This window comes from Actinoplanes sp. NPDC048988, from assembly GCF_043197815.1.
Classification (GTDB): Bacteria; Actinomycetota; Actinomycetes; order Mycobacteriales; family Micromonosporaceae; genus Actinoplanes.
Genome location: NZ_JBICTW010000021.1, coordinates 1 through 17,745, shown reverse-complemented (window position 1 = coordinate 17,745; position 17,745 = coordinate 1). Strand labels below are relative to the sequence as shown.

Annotated in this window: 17 protein-coding genes; 7 read left to right on the top strand and 10 right to left on the bottom strand. The window is 69.3% G+C overall.

Going from position 1 to position 17,745, the window contains the following annotated elements; all coding sequences use genetic code 11:
- Window positions 1-320 precede the first annotated feature (320 nt).
- The gene (locus tag ACGFJ7_RS40650) at window positions 321-1,487 is read right to left on the bottom strand and encodes a macro domain-containing protein (RefSeq protein WP_392647314.1); all 1,167 of its coding nucleotides are present in this window, start codon (window positions 1,485-1,487) and stop codon (window positions 321-323) included.
- Window positions 1,488-1,813: 326 nt separating this feature from the next.
- Between ACGFJ7_RS40650 and ACGFJ7_RS40645 the strand changes: the two genes are divergently transcribed.
- Genes ACGFJ7_RS40645 through ACGFJ7_RS40635 form a run of 3 tightly spaced genes read left to right on the top strand, consistent with a single transcriptional unit; the run spans window position 1,814 to window position 4,760 of the window.
- Entirely contained in the window at window positions 1,814-2,332 is a 519-nt protein-coding gene (locus ACGFJ7_RS40645) for a hypothetical protein (RefSeq protein WP_392647311.1), read from the top strand.
- Window positions 2,329-4,074 (top strand): hypothetical protein, encoded by a 1,746-nt coding sequence (locus ACGFJ7_RS40640; protein ID WP_392647309.1) that lies wholly within the window; start codon window positions 2,329-2,331, stop codon window positions 4,072-4,074. The genes ACGFJ7_RS40645 and ACGFJ7_RS40640 overlap by 4 nt, the downstream gene beginning before the upstream one ends.
- On the top strand, window positions 4,071-4,760 hold the full coding sequence (locus ACGFJ7_RS40635) for a TIR domain-containing protein (protein ID WP_360256949.1): 690 nt from the start codon (window positions 4,071-4,073) through the stop codon (window positions 4,758-4,760). Before ACGFJ7_RS40640 ends, ACGFJ7_RS40635 begins: the two co-directional genes overlap by 4 nt.
- Here the strand turns inward: ACGFJ7_RS40635 and ACGFJ7_RS40630 are convergent.
- A complete protein-coding gene (locus ACGFJ7_RS40630) occupies window positions 4,757-5,146 on the bottom strand; it encodes a hypothetical protein (protein ID WP_360256951.1) in 390 nt (129 codons plus the stop codon). The two genes, ACGFJ7_RS40635 and ACGFJ7_RS40630, sit on opposite strands and share 4 nt — an antisense overlap.
- 14 nt (window positions 5,147-5,160) lie before the next feature.
- Entirely contained in the window at window positions 5,161-6,117 is a 957-nt protein-coding gene (locus ACGFJ7_RS40625; RefSeq protein WP_392647305.1) for a helix-turn-helix domain-containing protein, read from the bottom strand.
- A gap of 270 nt (window positions 6,118-6,387) precedes the next feature.
- Between ACGFJ7_RS40625 and ACGFJ7_RS40620 the strand changes: the two genes are divergently transcribed.
- Window positions 6,388-7,218 carry a DUF4142 domain-containing protein gene (locus ACGFJ7_RS40620; RefSeq protein ID WP_392647303.1) on the top strand — a complete coding sequence of 277 codons (831 nt, stop codon included), beginning with the start codon at window positions 6,388-6,390 and terminating at the stop codon, window positions 7,216-7,218.
- Here the strand turns inward: ACGFJ7_RS40620 and ACGFJ7_RS40615 are convergent.
- From ACGFJ7_RS40615 to ACGFJ7_RS40585, 7 genes are read right to left on the bottom strand one after another with little or no spacing between them, the layout of a single operon-like run.
- A complete protein-coding gene (locus ACGFJ7_RS40615) occupies window positions 7,160-8,434 on the bottom strand; it encodes an iron-containing alcohol dehydrogenase (protein ID WP_392647301.1) in 1,275 nt (424 codons plus the stop codon). The two genes, ACGFJ7_RS40620 and ACGFJ7_RS40615, sit on opposite strands and share 59 nt — an antisense overlap.
- Window positions 8,435-8,448: 14 nt before the next feature.
- On the bottom strand, window positions 8,449-9,885 hold the full coding sequence (locus ACGFJ7_RS40610) for an NAD-dependent succinate-semialdehyde dehydrogenase (RefSeq protein WP_392647298.1): 1,437 nt from the start codon (window positions 9,883-9,885) through the stop codon (window positions 8,449-8,451).
- A 4-nt stretch (window positions 9,886-9,889) separates the two neighbouring features.
- Window positions 9,890-10,966, bottom strand: a complete 1,077-nt coding sequence (locus ACGFJ7_RS40605) for an ABC transporter ATP-binding protein (RefSeq protein WP_392647295.1) — start codon at window positions 10,964-10,966, stop codon at window positions 9,890-9,892.
- Entirely contained in the window at window positions 10,966-12,033 is a 1,068-nt protein-coding gene (locus tag ACGFJ7_RS40600) for an ABC transporter ATP-binding protein (protein ID WP_392647293.1), read from the bottom strand. Before ACGFJ7_RS40600 ends, ACGFJ7_RS40605 begins: the two co-directional genes overlap by 1 nt.
- The gene (locus tag ACGFJ7_RS40595) at window positions 12,033-12,866 is read right to left on the bottom strand and encodes a carbohydrate ABC transporter permease (RefSeq protein ID WP_360256968.1); all 834 of its coding nucleotides are present in this window, start codon (window positions 12,864-12,866) and stop codon (window positions 12,033-12,035) included. The genes ACGFJ7_RS40600 and ACGFJ7_RS40595 overlap by 1 nt, the downstream gene beginning before the upstream one ends.
- Window positions 12,866-13,795: a carbohydrate ABC transporter permease gene (locus ACGFJ7_RS40590; protein WP_392647291.1), complete on the bottom strand. Its 930-nt coding sequence runs from the start codon at window positions 13,793-13,795 to the stop codon at window positions 12,866-12,868. Before ACGFJ7_RS40590 ends, ACGFJ7_RS40595 begins: the two co-directional genes overlap by 1 nt.
- 17 nt (window positions 13,796-13,812) lie before the next feature.
- The gene (locus ACGFJ7_RS40585) at window positions 13,813-15,216 is read right to left on the bottom strand and encodes an extracellular solute-binding protein (RefSeq protein ID WP_360256972.1); all 1,404 of its coding nucleotides are present in this window, start codon (window positions 15,214-15,216) and stop codon (window positions 13,813-13,815) included.
- Between the two features lie 255 nt (window positions 15,217-15,471).
- Here ACGFJ7_RS40585 and ACGFJ7_RS40580 point away from each other — a divergent pair, with 255 nt between their 5' ends.
- From ACGFJ7_RS40580 to ACGFJ7_RS40570, 3 genes are all read left to right on the top strand, one after another.
- On the top strand, window positions 15,472-16,197 hold the full coding sequence (locus ACGFJ7_RS40580; protein ID WP_360256974.1) for a GntR family transcriptional regulator: 726 nt from the start codon (window positions 15,472-15,474) through the stop codon (window positions 16,195-16,197).
- A gap of 87 nt (window positions 16,198-16,284) precedes the next feature.
- Complete coding sequence (locus ACGFJ7_RS40575; RefSeq protein WP_360256977.1) at window positions 16,285-16,848, top strand: DJ-1/PfpI family protein; 564 nt, start codon at window positions 16,285-16,287, stop codon at window positions 16,846-16,848.
- Complete coding sequence (locus ACGFJ7_RS40570) at window positions 16,845-17,654, top strand: alpha/beta hydrolase (protein WP_360256980.1); 810 nt, start codon at window positions 16,845-16,847, stop codon at window positions 17,652-17,654. The genes ACGFJ7_RS40575 and ACGFJ7_RS40570 overlap by 4 nt, the downstream gene beginning before the upstream one ends.
- Window positions 17,655-17,745 lie beyond the last annotated feature (91 nt).

The window sequence follows — 17,745 nt, the reverse complement described above, 5'->3', positions numbered from 1 at the left end:
TGGCCGGATTGTGCTGCTACCGCCCGGGGCGGCCGAGCCGTCTGAAGAGCCCGGCGATGCCGCCGCGGCCGCCCGCCGGTCGTGGCTTCGCATCTATCAGCTACCGGCCTATGCACCCGAGCTCAACCCGGCCGAGAAGGTCTGATCGACGATGAAACGGAGCCTGGCCAACCACTGCCTCCGCACCGGTGCTGACCTGCTCGCCGCGGTGAAGAACCGCCTCAAACGCCGGCAATACCGCCCTGGCCGGCTCGACGGCTACCTCACCGGAACGGGTCTATCCCCACCAACCCCGGCCCGACCCTGACCCCAAAAGGCGTCTAGCCGGTCACCGTGCGCAGCGCGCGGAAGTCCACCCGCGCCAAATCTTCGGACCGCAGCACGATGCGCAGCTCCGGGCATATCCGGGTTGACCGGCTGCGGCGCTCGAACGACTTGATCACCAATCGCAGCAGGTCATCAGGTGAGCTTTCGTCGATGCGTGACAATCCGCCGCCGATGAGCGGCACGGCGACCGGGCGCAGCTGTCCGTGCAGGCGTATCGCCTCCCAAAGACTGTCCAGGCTGACGGCGAGGTCGGCCGGCGTCGAGCGGGCGACGAGGTCGTTGCCCATGCGGCTGTACGCCACAGCGAACAGGCACCGGTCGTCCGGCCGCAGCACGGCGACCGTGCCGAGCGGATAGCGAACGAGCTTGCCCCGGCGTTTGACCGCCCGCGTTTCCCGCGATGCCGGCCGGACATCCCGCAGTGCCGCCCGCAACTGACGGTCGAGCGCCCCACGATCGCCGGCGAACAGCTCCCGCGCGGCCCGAGCTTGCATCGACGCGCCGTTGATCACGCGGTCGTCGGTGGTGTCGGTGTCGAAAGTGTCGGTGAAGCCGACCACCAGATGCGCGTCCCGCTCGGCGAAGAGGTCGCCGGCCGAGAGGACGACGGTGCTGGTCGCGCGGTCGCCGACCGTGAGCCGCAGCAATCCGCGCCGCTGCCGGCGTAGGGCGGCCCGGATTTCGGTGATCAATCCGAGCAGGACCGCGTCGCCGGGGCGGTCGGCGGCCAACGCCTCCGCCGCCGCCAGCGCCTCGCCCGGTCGGCCCATCTGCCGGTAGATCTCGATGAGCTCGAGAGTCGCGGTCCGGCGCATCGCCCACAAGTCGTCGATCAGGGGCCGGGCGAACGGCAACTGCTCGACGGCGGCGAACGGCCGGCCACGCCAGAGCGACAACGCCTTACGGAGCAGCTCGATGGCGATGACGCCGTCCTCTCGCGCGGCCTGCTCGACCAGGTGGCGGAACTGGACGAAGTCGATCCGGTGGGCTGGTACGAGCAGCCGGTACGCCGTCCGGCCCTCCGAGAGCTGCTCGACCAGTGACCCGGCCGGTCCCGTCCCGGGCGGATCGATCGCACGCCGGATCTCCAGGACGCGCTTTTGAACGGCGGTGCGCTCCTCGCGACGCACCACGTGGCCCGGGGCGTTCCATGCGTCCACGTACAGCTGCTCGACCGGCACGGCTTCGCCGGCCGTGGCCAGCCGGAGGAGAACGACGAGAGCTTTGGGTGGCAGTGAGCGGTCACTGCCGCGGGCCGTCAGCCGTATGGGCCCCAGCGCGTTCAATGACGGAAGCGGGTCGGAAGCAGTCGGGAAGCGGTCGGAGCCTTTCTCGGGAAGCATCGGTCGGCTCTCATGTGAGGTGGACAGAGCGTCGGGCCAGGTGGTGACGATACCGGCGCGGCCCTGTCCGCCGGTATCAGTCGGGAGGGCGGCGATCGAATGACGACAACGACGCGGTTCGATTCCTATCGGATGCGTACACCATGATGACCGGCCTGTCGCAGGTCATCCTCGTACTTCTGCCGGTCCTGGTCGGCGCGGCGGTAGGCGCCGTGCCGGCGATTGCCATCGAGCGCTCACGAGTACGCACCACCTTGGACACGCGATGGGATACGGCCCTTCATCAGACCTGCGCGCAGTTCGCGGTCACCGCCCGTACCTTGATCGACATTGCCGAGGAACTACCTGAGGCGGACGCACGCCGACGCCAGGAGGCCGTCGCCACGATGGCCCGCGAGCGCGGCCGGCTCCACGTCTTGTTGGCCGAGATCCGGCTGCTCGCCGATGCCCGGGTGCAACTGGCCGCCCGGCAGGTGGTTCGGCACACCTGGGCCGTGCAGAAGGTCGCGATCGGCGCCGGCCCGGCCGGCGACGGTGCCGCGCCGCGAGAGCGGGCGCTGGCCGGAATGTTCGAGTTTTATCGCGCGGTCCGGCTGCAGCTCCGAGTTCCGGAGGCCGATGAGCTGGCGCCGCTCAATCCACCGACGGAGAGGCGGCAATGACCATCGGTACGAGCACCCCCGACGAGCCGGAGCACGCGAGTCACGATCCGTCGCCCCCGATGGACACGAATCCGACGCAGTGGCTGTGCGGCGCCGTCTATGTCGACCTGGGCCTGCGCCGGTTCGTCCTGAACAAGTTCCTCGACGCCGGCCTGCGCACCTGGCCACCCAACTACGGGCTCGACACCACGGCCGTCGTGCGACATGCGTGGCGGGCTCAGCGATGGATGCGCCACCGGGACATCCTGCTGGGCCTTGTGGTCTTGAGCGCGCTGGTGGTGCTCGCGACCCGTTGGCTGAACCGCGGGGCCCTGGTGCCGACCTGCGTGGCCGTGGGCCTGATCGGGCTGCTGATGCTGACTCGGCGGACCCTGCGGCGCCGGAAAATCCGCCTCCGCGAAGCCTTCACATGGCTGCGCAAGCGCGGCCGGTTCGGACGCCGAGCGGCGGTGCTGGCGGCGCTGGCTCTGATGATCACCAGTGTCCTGTCAGGACACGGGCTCGTGCGGGCCTTGCGTCCCGGCGACGCCGTCGTGCTGGAGATCGCCGTCGCGGCGGTCGTCCTGATCGGCACCGTCGATGGTTTCGTGGTGCTGGGACGGGCGCGCCGGTTCCTGCCCCATCTCCACGCGACAACGCCGCCGGCGGTTGCGCTGCGGGATGCGGCGCCGCCTCTCCCCGTGCGGCTGGAGCGTCGTCTGAGCGCGCTCGAGGACGGCGCCTCTCCCGCGAAGGGATCCGACGGACCTCTGGCCCGCGTTCTCGTGTACGACCTACCAACCCGGCGCCGGACGTTCGTCAACAACACCTTCGTCGGCAGCGGCGAGTCCCTCGGCCCGTTCGAGATCAACATCGACGTTTCCAAAGGCCGCCGGGACCCGGACGGTAGGCGACGCGAGCCCCTCCCCGTCAACCTGGAGGAACTGCATCACGCCGTGGCCTCCGCCGCGGCGCGTCAAGACGCCACCGGCCTGTGGTGTGGGTTCCGGATGTACGTCGATGGCGCCAGCATCTCCCAGGAGCTACTGCCGACGCGGTCGGGGCGGCCGGTGGCGACACAGGAGCTGAGCGTCGTGCTGGACCGCCTGCGACAGCCCATGGTCGGGGAACGGACCTACCTGTGCGTGCAGCTTCCGCTGGCGAACTGGGCATATCAAATCATGCTGACGCTGTTCGTCCGAGCCGACCTCACCGGCGACCACCTCATCGTGCACAACGACATTCTGATCCTGCCCGGTCCTATGATCATCGGCCGGACATGGCCTCGTATCCCGACCGACGCATGGACCCACGCGAGCGGGGCGCTCCGGCTCGGGATCACGCGGATCTGGGGTGTCGCGGCGGTCAGCCCGGTGCGGGTTCTTTGGGATGTATGCGGTCTTCTCCGCCGGCTCTGGGGCCGCTTGTCCATCCAGAATCATGGGTGGCATCGCCGGCCACTCGAGCACGGCGCGGTCTACTCGATCCGCGAGAAGCTCGCCGAAGGCGCGGTCGTCGTCCATCCCGATGCCGTACAGGACATCAACACAGCCATCGCGTTTCTGATGCAACTGCTGCAGAACGGTCTCCGGGACTATCTGGAGAGCCGGGACATCGACGCCACGAGGCTCGACGACGACATCAAGACCGTCGTCAACAACCAGCAGACCAAGATCGAGGAATTGCACGCCAAGAATGTCACCTTCGGTGACCACAGCCAGGCCGGCGACACCAATCAGCGGGCCGGGGACGGGAACTCATGAGCGAGAGCAGCCGAACCAGCATCGGCAGCGTCCAGACCCACAACATGACGACCGGTGACTACAGCCGCGCCGGTGACGACAACTACGTAACCGGCCCCAGCGGCTCGGATCGGAAGACCGACCCCGACGACGTTTCCCGCAACGTCTTCGTCATCTACGGACGGGACGACGAGGCGCGTAAGGTCGTCTTCGACTACCTCCTGGCGCTGCGGCTCAACCCGCTCGAATGGGAGGAACTGGTCGCCGCGACGAGGTCGACCGCACCCTCGCTCGCCGACGTGGTCCGGAATGCTCCCCGCCGCGCCCGAGCGGTGGTGGCGCTGCTGACCCCGGACGACGTCGTCCACCTCCACCCCGCGCTCGTCGGCGATGGCGACACCGCGGCCGAACGCCGCACCGGCTGCCAGGCCCGGCCCAATGTGTTCTTGGAGTTGGGCATCGCCCTGGCAACGCACCCGTCAAGCACAATCGTCCTGCAAGCGGGCCTCATGCGAGAGACCGCCGATCTGGCCGGCCTGAATTACGTACGCCTCGACGACACTCCCCGGTGGCGCCACAAGGTCGCGGAACGACTGCAGAGTGCCGGCTGCCCGGTCAACTGGAGCGGCTTCTCGGCAGATCCGGAGCGCTCGGCCCAACTGGCGGCGTTCCGCCGGACGGCCCAGGGCGCCCCGCGCCCGTCTTAGCGCCACTGTGGTTCAGCTGAGGCGGCGCATAGTGTGCATGCGTGACTCGGGCGAGGGAAGATGTCGCCCGAGCCGCACACCGCGCAGGTGACGACGACGTGGACGCCGCACGAGCAGTTGCGCCATTCCCGCTGGGGAGGGGTGTCGGTGAAGGCCTCGTCGCACCATCGGCACGCGGTGGGCGCGGCGCCCGTGTCGAGGACGGCGTATCGGTGGTAGCTGTAGGCCACGATCCGGGGGTCCATGCTGCTGTGCAGTACGAGATCGCAGAGCTCGTCGGGAGTGTTGACGGTGCGGTGGGTCTCGTAGGTGCTGCGGGAGTCCAGGCGCAGGGTGAAGGTGACCCTCCAGCGGAACACCCAGGCGTCAGCGGGCGAGACGGTCATGGGCCGGCCCCGGTTCAGGGCTTGCCGAGCCTGGCCAGGGCGTCGTCGAGCTCGGCCATGGTGTCCGCCGGCTTGCCCGCCTCGAGTGCGAGTTCTTCCATCGCTTGACGGTAGGGATCCGATGCGGCTGTCGTGTCGAGGAACAGCGGATCTCCGATGTGTTCGATGTAGACGACGTCCGACAAGTTGGTGATCGTCTGACGGAGGATGGAGAAGGAGTTGCCGATGCCCCGCCGGCCACCCGCGCCGGACGGCAGCACCTGCAGACTGACGCTGGGCAGCCAGCTGACCTGGCGAAGGAACTCGATCTGTTCACGCATGACCTTCTCTCCGGGGAATGCCTCGGACAGGGCGGCTTTGTCGACCAGAGCCCACAAGCGGGGTGTTCGGCCGCGCAGGATCTCCTTCTGTCGCTGCATGCGGACCCGTACGCGCCGGTCGATCTCGGTCGTGTCGGTGTACCGGAGGCGGATGACGGCCTCGGCGTAGGCGGGCGTCTGCAGCAGGCCGGGCACGAACCTGACCTCGTACGTCCTGATGTGTTGCGCCAGGGACTCGAGGATGAGGTACGAGCAGAGGGAGCCGCCCAGGACGGTGCGGTCGTCGTGCCACCATTGCGGCTGGCTGAGCTCGCGAACGAACCGGAGCAGGGCTTCCCGCTGGTGAGGCTCGGTCACGGCATACATCTCGAGCATGCGGTGCAGGTCGGTTTCGGCCACTCCGATCTGGCCGCACTCGATCCGGCTGATCTTCGACTTCGACGCCGCGATGCCCAGTCCCGCTCCGGCGGCGGACATGCCGCGGGACTCTCTCAGCAGACGGAGTTGGCGCCCCAGGATCTGGTGAGCCTGGTTCGGGCGACCGTCCAGCCGGCTGGGCGAGGGCTGCCTGGGAGGGAGCACTTGGCTGCGCACGCGGCGTATGGTGCCGGATGGACAAGCGGAAGGGCAATCGCATCTGCAAAGTTGCATGCACGTGCAGATGCGATCGCAGGCAGCGTTGCGATGAGGAGTGCTCTTTACGGACCTTGTCCCGTTTGTGACCGCGCCCCGACACGGAAAGCCACTCCATCCTCGAACGGGTGACTCCGGTCGGCGTGGAGAACAGCTTGTCACGGCGCATGACATCTAGTCAAGAAGCAACCTGCTTGATGCCCAGTGTATCCGGCAGCCGGCTCGAATGGGCGACGCGGGTGATCCGCGGGGCCCTCTCGCACGTACTGCCTGCCAAGGTGTCGATGTGTGGGGAGGGTTCTCGTGCGGTGGCGTCACTTGTGGGGTCCGGTGCTCATGGCTCTGGCGATGGTTCTGCTCGATCCGCTGCGCTCACCCGCCCACGCGGAGCCCGGCGTGCCCGTACCGCCGGGGGAACTCATCACCGACACCAACGACGGTGAGATCACCGCGGCCGACAAGGATCTGGTGGTCAAGGTTCGGCTGGCCGGGCTGTGGGAGATCCCGGCCGGCCAGATGGCGCAGGAGAAGTCGCGCAATCCCCGGATCCGGCAGATCGGCAAGAGCATCGCCGACCAGCATGTCGTCCTCGACCGGCTGGACCGGGTCGCCGCCCGCAAGCTCGGCATCAAGGTGCCGGACAAGCCGAACGCCGACCAGCAGGGCTGGCTCGGTGAGATGCGGGACGCCGAGGGTGAGGAGTTCGACCGGATCTACATCGACCGGCTGCGGGCCGCTCACGGCAAGATCTTCCCGGCGATCGCGACGATTCGCAGCAGCACCCGCAACGACACCGTTCGCAAGCTGGCGCAGCAGGCGAACCAGTTCGTCGCCACCCACATGACGCTGCTGGAGTCCAGCGGCATCGTCGACTTCCAGGCGCTGCCCACGGCGCCGCCGCCGGCGCCGGCCACCTCGGCCGCGGTCGAGCCGGCCGCCCTGTCCCAGGCCAGTGGGAACCAGGCCGGCGGGACCCAGGCCGGCGCGGCCCCGGCCGGCGGCACGAATCAGGGTCTCGTGATCGGCGTCTTCGCGGCGGCGCTGGCGGCCGGAGCGTTCTTCACCTGGCGGACCACGTCGGCGCGTCGGCGGCCCCGTCGCCGGCGATACCACTACTGACGACGGGCCGGGCCCGGTCTCCGCTCCAGGCCGCTTCGAGGATCGCGGTCAGGCTGGCGGTGTCGGTGGGGCCCGGATGGTTCTGGATCAGGCGGGTCACGCCGCCGGCCATCTCCGCGAAACGGGGAAGGTCGGCGCGGGCCACGCCGATGTCGGCCAAGGTGGGCGGGAGGCCGATGTCGGCCAGGAGCTCGTCGAGCCAGGTGAGGAACGCACCCGCGGCCTCGGCGTCCGAGGCGCCGGCGACGTCGAGTCCGCACGCCTTGGCCAGGACGGCCAACCGGTCGCTGATGACCTCTCGGGCCGCGTCCAGCGCGTACGGCAGCAACAGCCCGACGCCGAGGCCGTGCGGCGTGTGGGTGGCGGCCCCGATCGGGTATTGGAGGGCGTGCGGGGCCGCGTTGCCCGCGTGGGAGAACGCGAGCCCGGCCAGCATGGACCCGTACGACATGTCCGCCCGCGCTTCCTTGTCGCCTCCGTCCCGCACGGCTCGGCGCAGGCTGCGCGCGATGCGTTCCACGGCCCGGAGCGCGTAATGGTCGGTGACCGCGTTGCGGCCGAGGAAGACCTGCTCCACCGGGTCGCGCGGCCCGTGCGGCCGGGGCCGCGCGGTGTAACTCTCCACCGCGTGGCAGAACGCGTCGATGCCGGAGTGGGCGGTGACGGTCGGCGGGCACGTGTAGGTGAGTTCGGGGTCGATGACGGCGAAGTGGGGCACGATGTGGACGCTGGACACCCCCACCTTCAGCTCGCGGTCTGGGTCGGTCAGCACCGAGACGGGGGTGAGTTCGGAGCCGGTGCCCGAGGTCGTCGGCACCGCGACGAGGGGGATCGTCGGCCCCGGCACTTTCGACTCGCCGTAGAAGTCGCGCGGCGTACCCCCGTGGCGGCGGAGGACGCCGACGATCTTGGCAAGGTCGATCACCGTGCCACCGCCGACGGCGAGGATCACGTCGGCGTCCACCTCGGCGGCGGCGGAGACGGCCAGGGCGACATCGGCCAGGGGCACGTCGGACGTCGCGTCGGAGAAGATCTCGACGGCCTCGACCTTCTCCCGTACGGCGGCGACGATCCCGGTCACGCCGGGCTGCCCCAGAAGCACCCGGTCGGTCACGATGAGGACGCGCGAGCCGCACTCGGCCACCATGCGCGGGATGTTCTGCGCGACCCCCTCACCCACTATCAGCTGGCGGGGTCCGCGGACGGTCTCAAGCATGTCTGTCCCTCCGGTCACGGTAGGTCGATGGCCGCGTAGGTGAGCTCGAGGTACTCGAGGATGCCCTCGTGCGACCCCTCCTTGCCGATCCCGGACTGCTTCACGCCGCCGAACGGGGCCGACGGGTCCGATATGAGACCACGGTTGACGCCGAGCATCCCCGTGTCGAGTCCTTCGGTGAACCGCAGCGCCCGCTGGAGGTCACGCGTGAAGACGTATCCGACCAGGCCGTACTCGGTGTCGTTGGCCTTGGCCAGCACCTCGTCGTCGGAGGTGAACGAGATGATCGGCGCCACCGGGCCGAAGATCTCCTCCCGCAGGATCCGCGCGTCCTCGGGTACGTCGGCCAGGACCGTGGGCGGGTAGAAGTGACCCGGCCCGGCCGGCCGCTCGCCACCCACCAGGACCCGGGCCCCACGATCGGCCGCTTCGGCGACGAGCGCGTCGATCCGGGTGACCGCGTCCTCGTCGATCAGCGCACCCACCTGTACGCCTTCGTCGAGTCCGTGGCCCAGACGGAGCGCGCCCATCCGCGCGGCGAAGCGCGCCGTGAACTCCTCCCGTACCGGCTCCTCGACGTAGATCCGATTGGCCGCGATGCAGGACTCCCCGATGTTGCGCATCTTGGCCACCATGGCGCCCTCGACCGCGACGTCCAGGTCGGCGTCGGCACACACGATCAGGGCCGCGTTGCCACCGAGTTCCATGGAACTGCGCAGCACGTTGTCCGCGGCCTGCCGGAGCAGCACGCGCCCGACCTCGGTGGATCCGGTGAAGGAGAGCTTGCGGGTACGGCTGTCGGCCAGCAACGCCGAGACCACCGCGCCGGATCGTCTGGTGGTCACCACGTTGACCACGCCCGGGGGCACGCCCACTTCCGCCATGATGCGGGCCAGCAGCAGCATGGTGAGCGGCGTCAGGGCGGCCGGCTTGGTGATCGTCGTGCAGCCCGCCGCGAGCGCGGGAGCGATCTTGCGGGCGCCCATGGCCAAGGGGAAGTTCCAGGGCGTCACGAAGACGCACGGCCCGACCGGCTTGGGCACGGTGAGGATGCGATATCCGCCGTGCGGAGCGGTGCTGTAACGCCCCTCGACGCGTACCGCCTCCTCGGCGAACCAGCGGAAGAACTCGGCGCCGTACGCCACCTCGGCCCGCGCCTCGGCGAGCGGCTTGCCCATCTCGAGCGTGATCAGCCGGGCGACCTCCTCGGTCCGTTCGGTCAGGGCCCGGTACGTGGCGGTCAGCAGCTCCGACCGCCGGCGGGGCGGGGTCGCCGCCCATCGCGGCTGGGCCTGGCTCGCCGCGTCCAGAGCGGCGAGTCCGTCGGCGACCCCGGCGTCGGCCACCTCGGCGATGGTCTTGCCGGTCGCCGGATCCTCGACGGCGAAGGTGGCGCCGCCGGTGGCCGCGCGCCAGGTGCCGCCGATGCGGAGCAGTCGGTGTTCGGTCACGCGATCACCGCCCGGCCGAGGACAGCGACAGCCCGGTGCCGGCGTCGAACAGGTGCGCCCGGTCCAGGTCGACCGTGACGTCCAGCGGCTCACCCGGCGTACCGCTGACTGTCGGTCTTGCCTTGACCTTGAGGATGTCGGTGCCCACCCGGACGTCGACCACCGTCCGGTCGCCGAGCGGCTCGAGTCCGTAGAGCCGGCCCGGCAGCGCCGCGTCTCCGCGCCGCTCGACCGACAGGTCCTCCGCGCGCAGGCCCAGCAGCAGCGGACGGCCTTCCTCGGCCGTGGTCCAGCGGGGCCGGGGCAACGTCCAGCCTTCGGCACCGACCAGGCGATCTCCCTGGGCCTGGCAGGCGAGCAGGCTGATCGGCGGGCTCCCGACGAACCCGGCGACCCACTGGTTGGCGGGACGCTCGTACACCTCGGCCGGCGTTCCCACCTGTTGCACCTTGCCCTCCTTGAGGACCGCTACCTGGTCGGCCATGGACAGGGCCTCGACCTGGTCGTTCGTCACGTAGACGAAGGTGGCGCCGAGGCTGCGGTGGATGCGGGTCAGCTCGGTGCGCATCTCGACCCGGAGCTTGAGGTCGAGGTTGGTCAGCGGCTCGTCCATGAGGAACGCGCGCGGGCTGCGGACCAGCGCCCGGGCCAGGGCGACACGCTGCATCTCGCCGCCCGACAACTGCGCCGGACGGCGTTGCAGCAGACGTTCGATGTGCAGCAGGCTCGCGACCCGGTCGACGGCGGCCGCGATCTCGCCCGAGGACCAGCGGCGCGCCCGCAGCGGCGAGGCGATGTTCTCGTACGCCGTGCGCCGCGGGTAGAGGGCGTAGCTCTGGAAGACCATGGCCAGGTCGCGGGCGGCCGGGGCGTCACCGGTCGCGTCCCGGCCGTCGAGGTGCACCGACCCGGCGTCCAGCTGTTCCAGACCGGCGATCGCTCGCAGAGTCGTCGTCTTGCCCGCCCCGGAGGGACCCAGGACGACGAAGAAGGAGCCGTCCGGAACGTCCAGCGTCACCCCGTCCAGGGCCTGGACCTTGCCGAAGGATTTGCGCAGCCCGTGCGCTGCCACGGTTCCCATCAGGCCACCAGCTCTTCCGTGCGCACGTCGTAGACCGCCGGGGCCCCGCCGGTGTGCCGCAACCCGACCTTGTCGTCGGCGGCGAAGCGGATGGTGGACGGCATCCGGACCCGGACGTCGTGCCGGCCGCCGTGGTCGACCACGTAGATGATCTCGTCGCCCAGCCACTCCGCGGAGACCACGCGGGCCGGCACCGACTGTTGCGCCCCCGGCTCCGTGACCTCCAGCGCCTCCGGCCGGACGCCCGCGACCAGGTCGCGGTCGCGCGGCACACCGGGCGGCGGCGTGAGGCCCAGACCGCCCTGGCCGCGCAGCTTCCCGTCGGCCACCTCCACCTCGATCAGGTTCATCGGCGGGGAGCCGATGAAGGCCGCGCAGAACAGACTCGCCGGACGGTCGTAGACCTCCAGCGGCGTGCCGATCTGCTCGACGCGGCCCTTGTTGAGGATGGCGATCCGGTGCCCGAGCGACATCGCCTCGACCTGGTCGTGGGTGACGTAGACCATCGTCGTTCCCAGTTCCCCCTGCAGGTGCTTGATCTCCGTACGCATCTCCGCCCTCAGCTCCGCGTCCAGGTTGGTGAGAGGCTCGTCCATGAGGAAGGCCCGCGGTCGCCGCACCAGGGCACGAGCGAGCGCGACGCGCTGCTGTTCCCCGCCGGACAACTGACGTGGCCGCCGGTCCAGCAGCGGGCCGAGCCGCATCAGCCGGGCGGCCTCCGCCACCCGGTCGCGCACCTCCGCCTTGGGCAGTCCCTCGGCCCGCAGGGGGAACGCCAGGTTGTCGCGAGTGCGCAGGTGCGGGTAGAGGGCGTAGAACTGGAACACCATGGCGATGTCGCGCTCGGCCGGTGGCAGGTCGTTCACCAGCGCGTCGCCGATACGGATGTCGCCAGTCGTCTGCCTCTCCAGGCCGGCTATAGCCCGCAACGTGGTCGTCTTGCCGCACCCCGACGGGCCGAGCATCACGAACAGCTCGCCGTCGCGGATGGACAGGTCCACGTGCTCGACCGCCACCGTCCCGTCCGGGTAGCGCTTGTGCAGGGCGGTCACCTCGATGCCGGCCATCAGCGCCGCACCGCCCCGAGCGTGACGCCGGCGACGAGATGCTTACGCACCAGGTAGGCGAAGATGAGCACCGGCAGGGCGAACACGACGGACGAGGCGGCCACCAGCCCCCAGTCCACGGTGGTGCCGCCGATGAGGCCGGCGATGGCCGGTGGAGCCGTTCGCACCTCGTCGCTGGAGGTGAGGAAGATGGCGAACACGAACTCGTTCCACGAGAAGATGAGCGCGAAGACGGCCGTCGCGGCGATGCCGGGCACGAGCAGGGGAAGGGTGAATTTCCGGAACGCCTGCAAGCGGGTGTACCCGTCGAGCATGGCGGCGTCCTCGTACTCCGCCGGCACCTCGTCGACGAACCCCTTCATCATCCAGATCGTGAACGGGACGTTGAACGCGGTGTAGATGAGGATCAGGCCGAGCGCGCTGTCGATGAGACCGATGTAGCGGTACATCAGGAAGATCGGGATCACGACCACCACGGGCGGCATGAAGCGGGTGGACAGGATGAAGAACAGCTGGTCCTTCTTGGCTTTGAGGGTGAATCGTGAATAGGCCCAGGCCGCCGGGACCCCCAGCACGGTGGCCAGCACCGTGGAGGCCCCGGCGACGATGACCGAGTTGAGGAACGCGGTGGACAATCCGGAGGCGACGAACACGTCCCGGTAATGGTCCAGCGTGACGTCGAAATTGAGGAACTTCGCCGGTACGGCGTAGACGTCCCGGTTCTCCTTGACGGACGTCTCGATCATCCACAGGACCGGGAACAACATCACGACGGCCAGCACGGTGAGCAGCACGCCCTCGAGCACCGAGCGGCCCCGGACGGAGAAGGTCATCAGTCCTCCTTGAGCTTGTTCAGGTACCGCAGGTAGAGCTGCGTGAGGACGATGACGACCAGGACCATGAGGATGCCGTACGCCGAGGCGGTTCCGGTGTTGAAGCCCAGGAACGCGACCTTGTAGACGTGGAACGACAACGTCTCGGTGGAGACACCCGGGCCTCCGCTGGTGAGGATGTAGACGAGGTCGAACAGCCGGAACGCCTCGATGGCCCGGAACAGCACGGCGATCAACAGCAGCGGCCACACCAGTGGAAGCGTGATGGTGCGGAAGCGGAACCACTCCGAGGCCCGGTCGATCGAGGCGGCCTCGTACAGGTACTTGGGCACCGCGGTGAGCCCGGCCAGGGCGATGAGCATGATGAACGGCGTCCACTGCCAGGTGTCGACCACGATCAGCGAGAGCAACGCCGTCCGCTGCCGGGTCAGCCATTCCACCGGCTCCAGGCCGAGCGAGCCGAGCATGCTGTTGACCACGCCGAACTGGGCGTCGAGCATGAACCGCCAGAACAGCCCGACCACGACCGGCGACAACATCATCGGAACCAGGAAGAGCGTGGTCAGCAGTCCCCGCCCGCGTGTGCGCCGGGAGATCAGGTAGGCGATGGTGAAACCGAGCACGGTCTGCAGGCCGACCGCGCCGATCACGTAGACCAACGTCGTCAGGGCCCTCAGGTGGACCTGGGCCGAGGTGAGGATGGCGGTGTAGTTGCCGAACCCGACGAAATTGGCGGGACCCCCACGGGTGGCCGAGTAGTCGGTGAAGGACAGGTACAGCGCCCACAGCAACGGGAACACCGACATGGCGAGCAACAGCAGCAGCGCGGGGGCGATGAAGGCCACGGCGAGCCGCCGGTCGGTCAGCCGGCGGGACCGGCCCGGGGCAGGCGGCTTCGGCGTTGCCGCCTGCCCCGGACGGTCGGTCATCAGCGAGACGCGGTCGCTCACAGTCCGCCGCCGCCCTTGCGGCCGCTGGAGTCGAGCACGTCCTGCTGCTGCTTAGCGATGTCGTCGAGCGCGGTCTTCGGGTTCTTCGCGCCGTTGAGGGCCGCGTTCACGTTGGTGTTCTCGATGTCGACCAGACGCGCGTACTCGGGCACGTTCCACATGTCCCGCATCCGCGGCACGGAGTCGGCGTACACCTTGTTGAAGGGCCCGGCGTTGAGGAACTCGGGCGAGCTCAGGGCGTCCGTACGCGAGGGCACGCCACCGGCCGCGGCCCACTTCTTCTGAACGTCGGCCTGCTCGAACCACTTCATGAAGTTCAGGGCCTCGGCCTGGTTGGCCGGGGAGGAGTACGCCGACACGTGCATGCCCATGCCGCCGAGAGGTACCAGGTTGGTCTTCTGGCTCGGCAGGGTCGCGAAGCCCAGCTTGCCGAGGATCTGCTCCCGCGTGGTGCCGAGCGTCGACTGCTTCGGGTCGAGCAGGCCGCCGCTCGCGGCGATCCAGTTGAAGGCGATGCAGGCCTTGCCCTGCGCGACCGCCGCGTTCACCTCGTCGATGAACCAGTTGCCGGAGCCCTTGGCGGTCAGCGGCTTCATCTTGGTGACCAGGACGTCCATCGCCTCCTGGCCGGCGGCGTCGTTGAGGACACCGTCGATCTTGCGGTTCGGGGCGTCCCACAGATTGCCGCCGTAGACGCCGTTCACCGTGTTGTAGGTGACGGCCGCGGCGTCGGAGCCGTTGGCCTGGTGGAAGGCCAGCCCGCTGACGCCGGGGTTGTCGGCCTGGCACTTCGCGGCGACCGAGATCATCTCGTCCCAGGTCTGCGGTGGCTTGTCGCCGATCAGGTCCTTGCGGTAGATCATCGTCCAGGTGTCGCCGAGCAGCGGCAGCCCGTACAGGCTGGCGTTCTCGTCACGCTTGCCGGTCTCGGCCTGGGGGAACTGGCCGTAGGCGGCCAGCAGGTACGGGTCGTACGCCTGAACGTCGATGTTGCCTTTGACGAAGTCGGTGAGATCGAGGATGTTGCCGTTGGTGACGGCCTCGCCGATGTGTTGCGAGTCCAGGATCGCGACGTCGAAGTCGGTCTTGCGCGCGGCGAACTGGGTGAACATCGCGTCGTGCCAGTTCGCGTTCGGCACGGTGTTGACCTTGATGGTCGTGTTCGGCCGCTCTTTCTTGTATTCCTTGTTGGCGAAGGCTTCCAGCGCTTGGGCGGGGGGCCACTCGAACCAGATGAAGCTGAGGGTCAGCGGGTCCTTGGTGAGCTCCGGGATGGTCGCCGGCGCCTTCGGGGCGCTCGCCTTCGCGTCGTCGTCCTTGCTGCCGCCGCAAGCGGCCACCGTCGTGGCCATCAGCAGCAGGGCCGCGGACAGTCGTCCTATTCGCTGGGAATGCCGCATATTCCTGCCTGCTTTCTGAATGAAGACTTGGAGAACCTCGCTACGTGCTTCGCATCGCTGAGTGATTGGTGCCGAGCTGTCACGGGTACGCCGCATGACGTCGTTCAGGCATGCTTCGCGGAAGGTTTCGCGGCGGAGTCGGATGGCGATCGTCAGCCGCTTTTCCTATACGATCCGATGTGGGCGTCAGCATGTCGCAGCGTTGTGACTGATGTCAACAGGTTCGTCAAGGCGCAAGAAAGGACCTCTCGTCACATGGACGACGAAGCGACGATCGTGCGGGGACGCCGGCCCATGACGGACGCGATGCCGCCCGGGCGATCGGGCGGCCGGCTGGCCGACGAGGTGTACGACACGCTGCTCGGGCAGCTGATGTCGCTACGGATCGAGCCCGGCTCCCGGGTCACGATCGACGTCCTGGCGCGCGAGCTGGGGGTCTCGCAGACGCCGATCCGCGACGCCCTCAACCGCATGGAGGCCGAGGGCCTGGTCGTCCGGGTCCCCCACGCCGGATATCGGATCCCGCCCCAGATCACCCGTCACCGGTTCGAGGACATGCTCGAGGTACGCCTTCTGCTCGAACCGGCCGCGGCGCGCCGATCCGCCGAGCGGGCCTCGCCGGAGCAGGTGGCCGTCCTGCGGCGGATGCTGGCCGAGATGGCGGAACTGGAGGGGAGCAGCGGGCCCATGGCCTACGGCGCCTTCGGCCTGCGGGACGCCGCTTTTCACGACCTCGTCGCGCTGAGCGCGGAGAACGAGGTCATCCGGGAAACGCTCGCCCGCCTGCACAGTCACGTGCACCTCTTCCGGCTCCACCACGACACCCAGGTCACCCACCTGGCCATGGACGAGCACGAGCAGGTGGTGGCCGCGATCGCCGCGCGGGACCCCGACGCCGCCGCCTACGCGATGCGCCGGCACATCCTGCGGTCCGGCGAGCGTTTCCGGCGGCTGTTCGACGCGACCGCGGTAGAGGCTTGACGGGCGGGCCGGGCCGGGGAATATTGCTTCCATCGGATCGGATCGGATTGGATTTACCTCACCGTAACCGGATGCGAGGAGAAGCAGGTGCCCAGAGCACTGCTCCTGACCGGCGATGCCGCCGAGGAGCTCGACACCATGTATCCCTACTACCGCGTGCAGGAGGGCGGCTGGGACGTCGACGTCTCGTCCCGGACGATGCGCGACATCCAGCTGGTCATCCACGAGTTCGACCCCAACTCCGACGCGTACGTGGAGAAGAACGGCCGGAAGCTGCCGGTCGACGTGCCCTGGGCCGAGGTCGACGTCGAGCGCTATGACGCCCTGATCATCCCCGGCGGACGTGCCCCCGAGTGGATCCGGGTCGACGCCGACGTCAGGCGCATCACCGAGCACTTCTTCGCGCGCAACCTGCCCATCGCGCTGGTGTGCCACGGCGCCCAGGTGCCGGCGGTGTACGGGCTGTTGAAGGGCCGCAAGACGGCGTGCTTCCCGCCCATCACCGGCGACATGGAGAACGCGGGCGCGACGGTCATCGACGCCCCCGACGTGGTGGACGGCAACCTCGTCTCCTGCCGGGGATGGCCCGACATGCCGCAGTTCGGCCGGGCCATGATGGAGCTGTTCGCGAAGTCCGCCGACTCCCGGTGACGGCACTTCGGACCGTCACCGTCGACGGATCCGCCGTCCACGTCATGGAAAGCGGCACCGGGCCCACGGTGCTGATGCTGCACGGCTCCGGGCCCGGCACGACAGGATCCGGCGCCTGGGCGACGACGGCTCAGGCGCTCGGCCCGTCCCGGCACCTGGTGGCTCCCGATCAGGCGGGCTTCGGCCGGACGCCTCTGCCGGCGGGCTCCAGGGGAGGGCTCCGCACGTGGACGGCACAGGCCGCGGGCCTGATGGACGCCCTCGGCGCCGAGAGGTACGCCGTGGTGGGTCACTCCATGGGCGGCGCGGTCGCGCTGGCGCTGGCGGCCGCGCGCCCGCGGCAGGTCACCCGTGTCGTGGCGGTCTCGACCATGGGCGCCCCCGGGGCGCCCCTCTCGGCCGACCTCGACGCGGTCTGGGCCGCCCCGCCCGGCGAGGAGGGAGCGCGAGACATGCTGAGCCGCCTCTTCCACGACCAGGCTCTCGTCACCGACGCGGCTGTCGACGCCCGTGCCACCGCCATGCGAGCGGGCGCGGCGGCGTTCGCCTCGCTGTTCCCTCCACCTCGGACACAATGGGCCGACGACCTGACCCTCCCGGCGCGGACGCTGACCGAAATCCGCGCACCCGTACTGCTCATCCACGGCGCCGAGGACCGGCTCACCCCCCTCGGGACGGCCGCCCTGCCCCTGCTCGGCCACCTGGCCGACGTCCGGCTGCACGTCCTCGGCCGATGCGGCCACGTCCCGGCGATCGAGCACCCCGACGAGTTCAGACGACTCCTGTCGTGCTTCCTCGACGGCTAGGCCGTGTCCTGCCGATCAGTTGATCAGTTCTGGTTGATGTGTCAGGTGTGGGGCGTGGTGAGCTGACGGATAAGGCGTGGGCGGTGATCGC